12 protein-coding genes are annotated in these 14,096 nt (G+C 45.6%); 11 read left to right on the top strand and 1 reads right to left on the bottom strand.

The window, feature by feature from the left end; genetic code table 11:
- Positions 1-201: 201 nt before the first annotated feature.
- Complete coding sequence (locus BN3261_RS13475; RefSeq protein WP_199874123.1) at positions 202-447, bottom strand: hypothetical protein; 246 nt, start codon at positions 445-447, stop codon at positions 202-204.
- A gap of 121 nt (positions 448-568) precedes the next feature.
- Between BN3261_RS13475 and dnaA the strand changes: the two genes are divergently transcribed.
- The 11 genes from dnaA (at position 569) to BN3261_RS13410 (ending at position 14,086) form a co-directional block, all read left to right on the top strand.
- Positions 569-1,936, top strand: a complete 1,368-nt coding sequence (gene dnaA, locus BN3261_RS13470; RefSeq protein ID WP_015526555.1) for a chromosomal replication initiator protein DnaA — start codon at positions 569-571, stop codon at positions 1,934-1,936.
- 277 nt (positions 1,937-2,213) lie between these two features.
- Positions 2,214-3,329: a DNA polymerase III subunit beta gene (gene dnaN, locus BN3261_RS13465; RefSeq protein WP_059086516.1), complete on the top strand. Its 1,116-nt coding sequence runs from the start codon at positions 2,214-2,216 to the stop codon at positions 3,327-3,329.
- A gap of 210 nt (positions 3,330-3,539) precedes the next feature.
- On the top strand, positions 3,540-3,746 hold the full coding sequence (locus BN3261_RS13455) for an RNA-binding S4 domain-containing protein (RefSeq protein WP_021650164.1): 207 nt from the start codon (positions 3,540-3,542) through the stop codon (positions 3,744-3,746).
- 4 nt (positions 3,747-3,750) lie between these two features.
- The gene (gene recF, locus BN3261_RS13450) at positions 3,751-4,842 is read left to right on the top strand and encodes a DNA replication/repair protein RecF (protein WP_059086514.1); all 1,092 of its coding nucleotides are present in this window, start codon (positions 3,751-3,753) and stop codon (positions 4,840-4,842) included.
- Between the two features lie 46 nt (positions 4,843-4,888).
- Positions 4,889-7,792 (top strand): hypothetical protein, encoded by a 2,904-nt coding sequence (locus tag BN3261_RS13445; protein ID WP_420313729.1) that lies wholly within the window; start codon positions 4,889-4,891, stop codon positions 7,790-7,792.
- A 27-nt stretch (positions 7,793-7,819) separates the two neighbouring features.
- Positions 7,820-8,695 (top strand): 16S rRNA (adenine(1518)-N(6)/adenine(1519)-N(6))-dimethyltransferase RsmA, encoded by an 876-nt coding sequence (gene rsmA / locus BN3261_RS13440; protein ID WP_015526558.1) that lies wholly within the window; start codon positions 7,820-7,822, stop codon positions 8,693-8,695.
- 425 nt (positions 8,696-9,120) lie between these two features.
- Entirely contained in the window at positions 9,121-9,588 is a 468-nt protein-coding gene (locus tag BN3261_RS13435; protein WP_015526559.1) for a DUF1002 domain-containing protein, read from the top strand.
- A 929-nt stretch (positions 9,589-10,517) separates the two neighbouring features.
- Positions 10,518-10,916 carry an IS66 family insertion sequence element accessory protein TnpA gene (gene tnpA, locus BN3261_RS13425; RefSeq protein WP_059085159.1) on the top strand — a complete coding sequence of 133 codons (399 nt, stop codon included), beginning with the start codon at positions 10,518-10,520 and terminating at the stop codon, positions 10,914-10,916.
- Between the two features lie 14 nt (positions 10,917-10,930).
- Positions 10,931-11,281: an IS66 family insertion sequence element accessory protein TnpB gene (gene tnpB, locus BN3261_RS13420; RefSeq protein ID WP_199874089.1), complete on the top strand. Its 351-nt coding sequence runs from the start codon at positions 10,931-10,933 to the stop codon at positions 11,279-11,281.
- 66 nt (positions 11,282-11,347) lie between these two features.
- Positions 11,348-12,883, top strand: coding sequence for an IS66-like element ISRob1 family transposase (locus BN3261_RS13415; RefSeq protein WP_059085161.1), 1,536 nt, complete (start codon positions 11,348-11,350; stop codon positions 12,881-12,883).
- A gap of 300 nt (positions 12,884-13,183) precedes the next feature.
- The gene (locus tag BN3261_RS13410) at positions 13,184-14,086 is read left to right on the top strand and encodes a 30S ribosomal protein S1 (RefSeq protein WP_015526560.1); all 903 of its coding nucleotides are present in this window, start codon (positions 13,184-13,186) and stop codon (positions 14,084-14,086) included.
- The last annotated feature ends 10 nt before the right edge of the window (positions 14,087-14,096 follow it).

Genomic DNA, 14,096 nt, shown 5'->3' with positions numbered 1-14,096 from the left:
AAAGCACCTCCTTTATCTATTTTTAATTGTTATGAAATAACTTATCATTCAGAACATCGTTTCAATTATATAAATAAACCTCCTTTTCGTCAAGTAAAAATTGCAAAAAACCCGATAAAATCAAGGGTTCTGTAAAATACCCCCACCTTACGGTATTTATTTTTTTCTCTTATGTGGAAAGCGCTTATGGTTTACGTAACATTATCCACATTTTGTGGATAACTTGTGGATAACTTGTGGATTGACCGGAAATCTATCCACTTTTTCGGAGGGTTTGTTCACATCGTTTTCAAAAAAATCCTTTATTTGCGGTATTTTTAAGGTGGATTTTTTTATACACATAATTCTTCCACATTTTCCACCAATTCTCGACTTATGGAAACCTCCAGGACTCTTATCCACAATAATCCACCCTAATCCACAGTAATTTCCCCACATTATCCACATTCTTTTCCCCAAAATCTCAAGGATTTTCCATTGCGAAAACCCCATTTTCATTGTAATATATAAAAGGATATCTATCTCCAGTCGCAGACTGGGGTTATTATAATACTCATGGGAGGAAAAAATGGACGCTGTTATTGAAAAATGGGAGGAGATCCTGCAAACTGTCAAATCTGAATATGAGGTGACTGATGTCCCTTTTAATACCTGGCTCAAGCCGCTGAAAGTTTATGAGGTTGACGGAAAGCTGATAACAGTGGTTGTTCCCTCTGAACAGGCAGCGATCGGAGTCAATTACATCAGTAAACGCTACAAAATACCCCTCCAGGTTACTATCTGTGTACTGACGGGCATGGAAGAATGCGAGGTTCGCTTCGTTCTGGAAAAAGATCTCCCCAAAAAAACAGAAAAAAACACTTCTTATGATAAACAGGTTCAGGATACACGTTACGAAGAGGCGCATTTAAATCCAAAATACACCTTCGACACCTTCGTTGTAGGAAGTAATAACAAATTCGCCCAGGCCGCAGCTCTTGCAGTTGCCGAATCACCGGGAGATACCTACAATCCACTGTTTATCTATGGCGGAGCCGGTCTTGGTAAGACGCATCTTATGCATTCCATCGCTCATTTCATTCTGGAACACGACGAAAACAGCCGTGTTTTGTATGTAACCAGTGAGGAATTTACCAACGAGCTGATCGAAACCATCCGAAACGGAAATAACACGGCAATGAGCAAATTCCGTGAAAAATACAGAAATATCGACGTTCTTCTTGTCGATGATATTCAGTTTATTATAGGAAAAGAATCCACACAGGAGGAATTTTTCCATACATTTAACAGTCTTCACAGTGCCAAAAAGCAGATCATCATATCCTCTGATAAACCACCGAAGGATATGGAAATCCTGGAAGAGCGCTTCCGTTCCCGGTTCGAGTGGGGTCTGATCGCAGATATCACGCTGCCTGATTACGAAACCCGAATGGCGATTCTTCATAAAAATGAAGAAATGAACGGCTACAACATCAGTGAAGATGTTATCAAATATATCGCTACCAATATCAAATCCAATATCCGTGAGCTGGAAGGTGCCTTCAACAAGGTCATGGCTGGAGCCAAGCTTGAGAAAAAGGAAGTAACTCTGGAGCTGGCAGAGCAGGCACTGAAGGATATTATTTCTCCGGATGAGAAAAAAGTGATCACACCGGAATACATCATCTCCGTTGTTGCAGAGCATTACGGAGTCACACCTGCGGACTTAAGCGGAAACAAACGAAACTCCAAGATCGTCATGCCCCGCCAGGTTTCCATGTATCTCTGCCGTGAGATCATATCCACACCTTTGAAAAATATCGGAAAAGCGCTCGGAAACCGTGACCATACCACCGTTATGCACGGTATCGAAAAGATCGAAAACGAATTGCAGAACGACGATAACTTAAAAAATACCATTGATATATTGAAAAAGAAGATTAATCCACAAGGTTAGGGAAGTTTTCCACATTACTGGTGTATAACGTGTTGATTGTATGTGGAGAGATGTGTACAACTTTTTTGCCAAAACGCGGCGGTAATTTTATCCCCGGGTTATTCACATGCGAAAATACCACTTTTACACAAAGTTATCCCAACGGAAAACCCCTGAAAACATCAGGCCTGCGGGAGTTTTTCACAAAATCTGGCCCCCTACGGCGGTTACTGCGGATTTTTTCTATAAATATATTTATAAAAACCACAAATTGTTCAGAAAGGGAGTTATACACACTATGAAAATCATCTGCTCCAAATCAAGTCTGTTAAAAAGTGTAAGTATCGCACTCAAAGCAGTTCCATCAAAAACCACAATGCCAATCCTGGAATGTATTCTCATGGATGCAACCACAAACCAGATCAAATTTACCACCAACGATATGGAGCTGGGAATTGAAACCATCGTTGAGGGTACTATTGAAGAAAAAGGTAAAGTTGCTCTTGATGCAAAAATCTTCTATGAAATCATCAGACGACTTCCGGATAATGATGTTACCATTAAGACCGATGATAAATATGCAGCAACCATTACCTGTGAAAAAGCAAAATTCAATATCCCTGGAAAATCAGGAGAAGATTTTGCTTATTTACCGATGATCGAAAAGGATGAACCGCTGACGATCTCTCAGTACACACTGAAAGAAATGATCCGCCAGACTATTTTTTCGATTGCTATAAATGAAAACAATAAGCTTATGACCGGTGAACTTTTTGAGATCAAAAATAACTGTCTGAAGGTAGTTTCTCTGGACGGACATCGTATCTCTATCCGCAAAATGTCCCTTAAGAAAGATTATTCTGACCGTAAGGTGGTAGTTCCGGGCAAAACTTTAAGCGAGGTCAGCAAGATTCTTTCCGGAGAAGTGGATGATCAGGTCAGCATTTACTTTACAAAAAACCATATTTTATTTGAATTTGATCAGACTATGGTAGTTTCCAGACTGATCGAGGGAGAATATTTCAGAATTGACCAGATGCTTTCCAGTGATTATGAGACAAAACTGAAGATCAACAAAAAAGAGTTCCTGGATTGTATCGACCGTGCCACACTTCTGGTACGTGAGGTTGATAAAAAACCGATCATCATCAACATCACAGACGATGATATGGAGCTGCGCATTGATTCTGCAATGGGTTCCATGAATGAAGAAATCGATATTGAAAAAGAGGGTAAGGATATCATGATCGGCTTCAACCCGAAATTCCTGATCGATGCGCTTCGTGTTATTGATGATGAAACCGTGACGATCTATCTTGTAAATCCGAAGGCACCATGCTTTATCCGTGACGATGAGGAGAACTATACTTACCTGATCCTTCCTGTAAACATCAACCAGAATCAGGCCAGATAAGACCTGGGGTAATGTGAACGTTTTTGACCGATTGTGCATGGGAATGCGATTGTGTTCTGAAAATTGTTTTATGCGTAAACTGCTGGAAGGGGGTATTTAAATTACCGCCTTCCGGTGAAATTTGTATTTTGGGGGATTTTAAATACCGCCAGGAGATCAGAAAAGATCGATCTGACGGAGAAAATACCCCGGAGATAAGAGGAGAAAAAATTGGAGATCAGAATTAAAGACGAATTTATCAAGCTTGGTCAGGCGCTGAAGCTGGCCGGTGTTGTGGAGGACGGCGTTGAGGCGAAATATGCCATCAATGATGGTCTGGTACTGGTGAACGGTGAGGTGGAGAACCGCCGTGGCCGCAAGATCCATCCTGGAGATACCATTTCCTACGATGGAAAAGATATTTATGTGATCGGGTGAAGGAATGTACATTGAATCCATCAGACTGAATAATTTCAGGAATTATGAGTCGCTGGAGATGAATTTTGATCAGGGCACCAATATTCTCTACGGCGACAATGCCCAGGGAAAGACCAATATCCTGGAGGCGGTTTATCTGGCAGGTACCAGCAAATCCCACAAGGGAAGCAAGGACCGGGAGATGATCCGCTTTGAGAATGAGGAATCCCATATCCGAATGATGGTGAAGAAGGGCGATCTTTCATACAAAATAGACATGCACCTCCGGAAAAACAAAGCAAAGGGAGTTGCCATCAACGGGCTGCCGATCCGCAAGGCAAGGGAGCTGCTGGGGGTGGTGAATCTGGTGTTTTTTTCTCCGGAGGATCTTAATATTATCAAGAATGGACCGGGAGAGAGAAGACGTTTTCTGGATTCGGAGCTTTGTCAGCTGGATGGTGTTTATATCACGGAGCTGGCCGGCTACAATCACATCGTGAACCAGAGAAACCGTCTTCTCAAAGACTGTTATATGAACCCCGGGCTGAAAAGTACCCTGGATGTCTGGGATATGCAGATGGTCGATTACGGAAAGAAGATCATCGGGAAGCGGGAAGCCTTTGTGGAGGAGCTTAACGAGATCGCAAGGGGGCTTCATAAAGGCCTTACCGGCGGGATCGAGGAGCTGGAGATCCTGTACGAGCCAAGTGTGACGGCGGCGGAGTTTGAGGATAAGCTTGCCCGGAACCGGGAGCGGGATCTTCGGATGAAGCTGACCTCCGTGGGACCGCACAGAGATGATTTCTGCGTAAAGGTCAACGGGATCGACATCCGGAGGTATGGTTCCCAGGGGCAGCAGAGGACTGCGGCCCTTTCCCTGAAGCTTTCGGAGATCTATCTGGTGAAGAAAAAGATCCGGGATACACCGGTTCTTCTGCTGGATGATGTTCTTTCGGAGCTGGATAGCAGCAGGCAGACATATCTGCTGGAAAGCATCCACGATATACAGACTCTGATCACCTGTACAGGACTGGATGATTTTGTCAGCCATCAGTTCAAGATCAACAGGGTTTTTCAGGTGGTAAAGGGGCATGTTTATATGCCTAAAGGGTTTTGACAAGCCCGTATGCATATGGTAAACTGATTCTGATTATGGAAAGTTGGTGAATATTTTGGATAAAGAGGAGTTTCGCGTTAAGCTGGGACAGATCAATAAGCTGGTCGAGACCCAGGATTACAAAGGCGCCATGCAGATTGTGGACAGCATTGACTGGCGTCGTGTGAAAAACGTCCGTACCCTTTGTGTAGTGGGCGAGATCTACGCGGCCAACAAGCGCTATGAAGAGAGCAAGGAAATTTTTCTTCTTGCCTACCACAGAGCGCCGATCGGCAAGAACATACTTTACCGTCTGATCGAGGTTTCCCTGAAAATGGGACAGATCAGTGAAGCCACAGAATTCTTTGATGAATACAGAGAAGTGGCAGGTAATGATAACAGCCAGTATATACTGAAATATAAGATCGTCAGAGCGAAGAATGCATCTCTGAATGAACAGATCCGTATTCTTGAGGAATATAAGGAGAAGGAATTTACGGAGCGCTGGTCCTATGAGCTGGCCAAGCTCTATTACAAGGCAGGAGACAAGCAGAAGTGCCTGGATCTCTGCAATGAGATGATCCTTTGGTTCAATGACGGAACTTATGTGATGAAGGCCCTTGACCTGAAACAGCGGATGGGTGTTCTCACTGGCGAAGAGAAAGAGAAATATGAACAGCGTTTTATCCCGAAGCTGATCCCGCCGGAAAAGGCGCAGGAGATCAGGGAGAGCAAGGAAGCGGAAGCATCCGCCGAGTATGAGGAGGCAAAACCGGTCACAGATACCATCCAGGTAGATGATGAGCGGGATCTGAACAGTGCGGAGACATTCCAGGAGAAGCTTTCCAAGGGATTCCGTGATATCTTTGGCGGACATAAGAAATCTGCGGAAGAGGATATGGAGGAAAAAGAAGCTGCGCAGGATGAAGAGCAGGATGAGGTTTCCACAGGCTCTGAGGATGTGACGGAACAGGCGGAAGCGCCGGAGGCTGAGACTGCTGCGGCAGCAGAACCGTCAGAGGAGTTTACAGATTCTGAGGAGATCGAAGCAGCAGAAGGAAGTGAGGAAGCTTCGGATGAGCCTTCTGAAGAGCAGGAAGAGTTTTCCGGACAGGAAGCGGATGAGATCCCGCTGGCATCCGGTGTTGAGAACCTGTCATCCGGAAGTATGAAGCTGCAGGCTCAGGAACAGCAGGATAAAGAGGAAGAAGAGACTTATCAGGAAGCGGAAGAAGCTGAGGCTGAGAAAGCTACAGAGATGTCTTTGTCCCAGAGTGTTGCAGAGATCATGAAGGAGAATTCTGCCGGAAATGAGGAAAGTGAGGAGAAGCCTGCAGGGGTTCCGCTCAATGAGGAAGGCAAGCCTGATTTTTCCGCAACGATCCGTATGCCGGAGCTGAAGATCCCGAAGTCCATGATCAATGTGGACCCGGAGAATGCAAGCAGTTCCGCAGAGATCCCGGACGCGTCCGGAATTTTCGGAAGTATCGAGGATATTGCGGCATCTGTAGGTGACAGGTCCGGGAAGGATAAAGATAAGGACTTCAACCTGGAGGATACTATTCTGGCAGCAGCTACACAGCAGGGAATCGATATCCCGGAGGAAGAGAAATCTCCGGATGTCCAGCAGTCCGACGTAACGGAAGAGCCGGCAGGTATTGAGGATCTGGATATTGCGGCTGATGAATTTGTTCCGGAGGAGCCGGATGCGGCAGATATCGAGGATATCATGGCGCAGATCTCCGCTCAGCAGGAGGAAGAGGTAACGGAGACTTCCGATACCAGACTTCCGGATATCGTATTTGATGAAGATGAGGAGCCGGTTACTGAGGAGGATCTTCAGGCTGCAGAAGCAGAGTTTCTGAATGGTCCGTCAGGAGTACAGAAGCCGGTGGAAGAAGAGGATGTGCTTCCGGAGATTCCTTCACTGGAATCTGAGGAGCAGGTGCAGAAGGCGGCAGCAGAGCCTTCAGCGAAGCTTCATCATGAGGAACCGGTGGCTTCAGCGGAAGAGGAAAATCTTCTTGATGAGGAAGAAGAATACAGTGGTGACGCCTTTGACTTCCAGGATGAGGATGACTTTATCAGCAGTCTCATCGGTGATGATTCTGATGAAGCCATGGAAGAGGACGATGAGGAAGAGGAGCTCAGTGAGGAAGAGCAGCTTGAGAAATTTATCGCTACGGTCCATCCGGAAAAGGATCCTACAAAGATCGTTTCCAGAAAGAAAGAGCTCACAGATGAAGAGAAGCAGCTTTTCACCTATTTTATTACAGTTCCCGGAATGAAGGAACAGCTGCTTGATGTACTCTGCGATGTGCAGATGGGCGCAGCAGACAAGACCTCCCAGACCGGAAATGTGATCGTTATGGGCGGCAGAGAAACAGGTAAGACGAGACTGATCTCAAGTCTGATCCCGGCAATCTGTAAAGAGCTGAATATCGAGGCTTCCAAGGTTGCCTATATATTTGCGGATGATCTTAACGGAAAGGATATTCCGGAGATCGTATCCAAGCTTGCCGGCGGTTTCCTTGTTATCGAGGATGCAAACCAGCTTTCCCAGGAAACAGCAGATGAGCTTGAGGAAGCTATGACCGGAAACACAAAGGGAATGATCGTGATCCTGGAGGATGAAAAGATCGGTATGCGTAAGCTGATCGCAAGATATCCGAAGCTTGCGAAGAAGTTTACATCCATGATCAACATTCCTGTATTTACAAACGATGAACTTGTTAATTTCGCTAAGGTCTATACCATGGAGAATGGATTCCGTATCGACCAGATGGGCATGCTTGCTCTGTATAATCTGATTGGGATCAACCAGAAGGAGGATCAGCCGATGTGCATCGGTACTGTGAAGACCATGCTGGATAAGGCTATGGAGAGAGCTCAGAGCGGATTGTTCAAGCGTTCCAAGAAGCGTGTGGACCGTGATGGCTACACGGTACTTTTTGAAAAGGATTTCAGCTGAAAATAAGAAAAAGCAGAGGTAAAAAATATGGCCAGACCTTATCTTGGTAACCCGAAATATACCATTGAAGTCCTTCAAAAGTATCATTTTGTTTTCCAGAAAAGGTTTGGTCAGAATTTTCTGATCGACGAGCATGTTCTGGAAAAGATCATTGAGTCTTCGGGTATCACGAAGGATGATTTTATACTGGAGATCGGTCCGGGTATCGGAACTATGACCCAGTATCTTGCGGAGGCTGCCAGAGAGGTGGCTGCTGTGGAGATCGACAGTTCGCTGATCCCGATCCTTAAGGATACGTTGAAGGACTGGGATAATGTTTCCGTGATCAATAACGATATCTTGAAAACGGATATCAAAAAGATCGCAGATGAGAAAAACGGCGGCAAGCCTGTGAAGGTGGTTGCGAATCTGCCGTATTATATTACGACTCCGATCATCATGGGGCTTTTTGAGAAGAATGTTCCTGTGGATTCGATCACTGTCATGGTGCAGAAGGAGGTTGCAGACCGTATGCAGGTTGGTCCCGGTACCAAGGATTACGGTGCGCTTTCCCTGGCTGTGCAGTATTATGCGAAGCCGGAGATCGTTGCGAATGTACCGCCGAACTGTTTTATGCCGCGGCCGAAGGTTGGAAGTGCGGTGATCAAGCTGACGCGTTATGAGAAGCCGCCGGTGGATGTGAAGGATGAGGGGCTTATGTTCCGTCTGATCCGTGCATCTTTTAACCAGAGGAGAAAGACGCTTGTGAACGGGATCAGAAATTCCGGAGATTTTTCCCTGAGTAAGGAGGAGATCGAGGATGTGTTCAACAGGTGTGATCTTCCGCTGAATATCAGGGGTGAGGCGCTGACTCTGGAGCAGTTTGCGATGCTTGCCAACTGTATTTATGATGAGAAAAATTAATATATGATAAACGCAAAAAGAGCCCGGGCAGCTGTTCCGGGTTCTTTTTGCGTTTCCGGACGGGAATGTTGGAGAGGTTTCCTGTCCGGACCTATATATTTGTTATAGAAAGGAGGTTATGTCTGAGGTGTCAGACATAAGTAAGTAATGAAAAATTTACATTTTTTATTTTACTGATGAGATGTTAGGAAAGTTTGTTTAAAATATGAAAATATTGTGAATATATTTTTGGTGATATACATAAAGTCTGAATGGTGTGGGTGGGAATGGGGAAAATTGAGGTTTACAGAGGGGTGGGTGTGTGTGGTATACTGAGGGGCGTCGAAAAGGTAATGATGAGGTAATAAAAAGGCAGTAAAAGATAGTTAAAAATAGTAAAAGGAAATTTTTAATAAGGGCTGGTGCCCGTATGGAGGTTGAATATTATGAGAAGATTGAACAAGGTTACAGCTTTGGTTATTGCGGGCGTTATTTCATGTACATCTCCGATGATGGTTATGGCGTCTGATTCCGGTTCTGTTATGAGTCAGGCGGAGGAGATCCTGAAGGATAATGAGGTTGGGTCTCTTGCTTCTGATCCGGATAAGGTTGGGGATATCATTGTTTATGTGAAGGGGCTTTTTGATTCTAACCAGATCACGGATGATGAGATTTCTCAGGGGATCGATGAGGCTGCGGATCATTTTGGGGTGAGTCTTAATGAGGATGATAAGAGTTCGCTGGTTAATATTATCAGTAAGTTCCGTGGGATCGAGATGAGTGATGATCAGATCAAGGGGTATGTGAGTGATGCTTATAGTACTTTGAAGGATATGGGTGTTACGAAGTCTGATGTGAAGAATATTTTTGAGAAGGCGATTGAGTTTATTAAGGGGATGCTTTCACGGCGGTGATGGTGTTTGGATGGAACTTTTGATGGAGATTTAGGACATGGAGTTTTTGTTAGAGGGTGAGGGTTGTGGCTCTTTTGTTGGGGTTGTTGTTGGTTTGTTTGGTTGAGATGTACAATATGTACAATGTTTAGGGGCTTGGTTTTGTTTGTGAATGTGGTGTTTTTATAAATTGGGGGAGGGTGTTTTTGAAAAAATTGTGCAAATGCGCTAATTGTTTACGAGATGTTCATTGTTTGTTCATATTTGTCTGGTAGTATAGGGATAGTTCGAAAGAACGTTACGAAAGACGCTGTAATGGTGTGTATCTGTATCATTACACATACAATTTTTTTCATAATAATCGCCCCGGTAAGCCACTACCGGGGCACTCCTCGTTTTTGGGCCTTTTTTGGGCTCTTTTTTTTGTGGGTGGGGAGGGACGGACGGACTGCCGGAGGGGCGGCTGCATGGTCGTGCCTGGTGCGGTCGTTTCGCCGGGTCATACTAAGCGTCTGAGTCTTCTGCCGTGCAGGGCGCCCCATAACTCGCCATGTACGCTGATGCGTACCTGGCTCAGACAGATGGGGCTTACTCTGCGGCTTGTGGCCGCAGAGTACCTTCCCGTCAGAAGCCTCAGGCGCTAAGTATGACCAGCGGCTTACTCCGACGCACCGGGTCCCGACCATGCAGCCGCCCCTCCGGCAGTCCGTCCTGTGCGTTGGAGAGAAACAAAAAGGATGCACTACAAAGAAATTCTGGAATCGTACTAAGTCCGTCCTGTACGTTGGAGAGAAATAAAGAAAGCATCAAGGTTGTGATAAATGGGCTGATCTAAGGTAAGCGTCCAATAAGAGGGTGTATCGAAATTTCTGGCTGTTGCATGTAAACTATTGATTAGAGTTTTGGGAGTTGACTCTAAAAACTCTAAATCTAATCTAAGGAGCAGGCTTATGAATCTTTCTTCTTTGACTCCAGACAAACAGGTGAAACTTCAATACTGGCTGGATGTAATACGGCAATGCAGGGCCTCAGGACTGACAAATCAGATCTGGTGTGAACAACACGATATCTCTTTGAAAAGTTATTATTACTGGCTTTCCAAAATTCGAAAGCTTGCCCTGGAAGAAGTGCCCCGTAAGAAAAACGGCATCCACATGTGTACAGACCAACAGTCAACTGCTTTAACGGAATCCCCGGCTGAGTTTGCGGAGCTTTCACTTCCGGACAGAAACATTTCCCGTTCCACTCCTGCAGCCATACTTCATATCGGATCCATAACAGTGGAACTTTATGAAGGCACATCTGCCCAGATGCTGGAAAACATTCTGAAAGCCGTGCAGTCATGTTAGGAGATCTTTCCCATGTGGAGAAAATCTATATCCGATGCGGCTACACCGATATGAGGAAGCAGCTCAATGGCTTGCTGGATATCATCCAGTACAACTTCAAACTGGATCCTTACAGCAATTCCTTATTCCTGTTCTGTGGAAAGAGGGCTGACCGGATCAAAGCAGTCCATTACGAGGAAGACGGTTTCTGCCTTTTATACAAACGGTACGAAAACGGACGTCTCCAATGGCCGCGGACCGGCGAAGAAGCAAAACAGATTTCTGATCAGCAGCTGCGCTGGCTTCTGGAAGGTTTGAACCCGGAGCAGCCAAAGGCGGTTCAGAAATGGCTCCCGCATAAGTCTGAAAATACTGAAAATCCTTAGAAATGCTGGGAAATCTGACGATTCTATGTTATAATAATCCTATCGAAACGAAAGGGTTTTCAGGTTATGTCAGCTACGGAACAGGAGTATAAAAATCATATCAAAGAACTGGAACAGCAGGTCCGGCTCCTGAAAGAGCAGGTTGATTTCCTGACCCGTAAACTTTATGGAACAAAATCCGAGAAGACATCTACTCTCGAAATCGAGGGGCAGATGTCTCTTTTTAATGAAATCGAAACCTGTGCGGATCCTGATGCACACGAACTGGAGCTTGTTGAGATAGAGAAGCACCTACGTAAAAGGAAGTACACCGGTCAGCGGGAAGAACTGGTAAAAAATCTCCCTCACAGCAAAGTACTCCATACCATAGATGAAAGGGAACAGATATGCGATAACTGCGGGAGTACGATGGTGAAAGTAGGGGAAGAATTCGTCCGCACAGAAGTACAGTTTATCCCTGCAAAACTCAAGGTGATTGACCATTACCGGGAAACGTATGAATGCAGGTCATGCCGGAAAAACGGAACTCTTTATATGGAGAAGGCTCCGGTGCCATATCCTCCCGTCCTGCATTCTCTGGCATCTGCATCTACCATCACCTGGCTCATCCACCAGAAGTTTGAATTAAGCATCCCGCTGTACAGACAGGAAAAAGAATGGGAGGCTTTGGGATTACGTTTAAGCAGAGCGACTATGTCAAACTGGCTTCTGGTTGTCTATCGGGACTGGCTTATACACATCGTCCACCGTCTGAAGCTGGAACTTCTGAAACAGAGATACCTTCATATCGATGAAACACATGTACAGGTGCTGAAAGAACCGGGACGGAAAAATACGTCCGATTCCTATATGTGGGTTTACTGCAGCATCAGAGATGCCGTAAATCCCATCCGCTACTTCGAGTACCAGCCGGGACGAAGCGGGAAATATCCGGAAGCGTTTCTGAGGGAATATGAAGGTTATATCCATACAGACGCTTACTCCGGATACAATGCAGTTTCAGGAGTAAAAAGATGTCTTTGCTATACGCATCTGCGCCGGGCTTTCGTGGATGCGCTCCCAAAAGACATCCATAATTCGGAAGCATCAAAAGCAGCGGAAGCAATCCTCCGTCTGAATCAACTCTTTAACATAGAGTCAGAGTTGGAGGCGCTCCCTCCTGATCAGAAGAAAAAAGAACGTCTTATCCGCGAGAAACCGCTTCTCGAGGCTTTTTGGTCATGGGCAGAAAAAAGTGCCATCGGAGAGCTGCCGAAATCCAAACTTTCAAAAGCTTTTCATTACGCCTTAAATAACCGCGAAGGTTTTTGGAATTATCTGGAAGACGGGAATTGTTCCATCAGTAATTCGCTTGCGGAAAACTGTATCCGTCCCTTTGTGATCGGCAGAAAGAACTGGCTGTTCTCCGGCAGTCCGAAAGGGGCGGAAGCCAGTGCAGGAATCTATACACTGGTAGAGACAGCGAAAGCGAATGGGCTTGCCCCGATGAAATATATAAAATATATCCTGTCCGACATGCCGGGGAGTGCTTTTCTTGAACATCCTGAATATCTGGATGATTATTTGCCTTGGAATCCTCTTGTAAAAGAATTCTGTCGATAACCGTTGACCTTTTAGTATAAAAGGCTGACGGTTATTTTTCTATACACTGTTTTATTTGACGCTTACGATCTAAGTCCGTCCTGTGCGTTGGAGAGAAACAAAGAAAGCATCAAGGGTGTGATAAATGGGCTGATCTGAGTCTGTCCTGTGCGTTGGAGAGAAATAAAGGGGTTAAGAAATTTCCAGTGCAAAAAATATAGCGCGGGTGGGGTGTGCATGCTATAATGATTAGGATTATAGTGCTGTCGTCTGGTTTGGGGCGGCGGTGGTTGGGTTTTTGTTTGAATGGGAGGTCTGGATATGGCGGAGTCTATGAAGGATTTTGAGAGGGAGCTGGAGGCTTCTTTTAAGAGGATCGATGAGGGGGATATTATCTCCGGGACTGTTGTGAGTGTGGATGAGTCGGGGGTTGTTCTTGACCTTAAGTTTTATGCTGAGGGTTTTATTCCGGTGGAGGAGTTTTCCCGGGTGCCGGGGTTTAATATTAAAGAGGCTGTTCAGCCGGGGGATGAGGTTCAGGCGATGGTTCTTCGCAGGGATGATGGTCAGGGGAATATTCTTCTTTCCAGAGCGGATGCTGCGGATGTGCTTGCCTGGGACAGGCTGAAGGAGCTTCAGGATTCGGGTGAGGTGCTGGATGTTGTTGTGAAGGGGATCGTTAACGGGGGTGCCATTGCTTATGTTGAGGGTGTCCGTGGTTTTATTCCGGCGTCGAGGCTTGCTTTGGAGTTTGTTGAGGACACTGAGGTGTTTCTGAATAAGCCGATCCAGGTGCGGGTGATCGAGGCTGATAAGGCGAAGAAGAGGCTGGTGCTTTCGGCGAGGGAGATTCTTCGTGAGAGGGCTGAGGTGGAGAAACGGAATAAGATTTCCAATATCCAGGTTGGCTTTGTGACTGAGGGTACGGTTGAGAGTTTGCAGCCGTATGGTGCTTTTGTGGAACTTGGGAACGGGGTTTCCGGGCTGGTGCATATTTCTCAGATCTGTGAGAAGAGGATCCGGAAGCCTTCTGAGGTTTTGAGTGTTGGGGATAAGGTTAAGGTGAAGGTTATCGCGATCAAGGATGGTAAGCTGAGCCTGAGTATTAAAGAGGCATCGGATCTGATGGCTAAGGAGGTTGAGGAGGAGTCTTTTGAGCTTCCGGAGTCGGGGGAAGAGGCTACTACTTCCCTGGGTGCTTTGTTTGCAAATATTAAATTATGATTATTTTGGA

This window comes from Blautia massiliensis (ex Durand et al. 2017) (assembly GCF_001487165.1).
Lineage (GTDB): Bacteria > Bacillota > Clostridia > Lachnospirales > Lachnospiraceae > Blautia_A > Blautia_A fusiformis.
The sequence above is the reverse complement of the archived record's forward strand: the minus strand, read 5'-3'. Positions and strand labels throughout refer to the sequence as shown.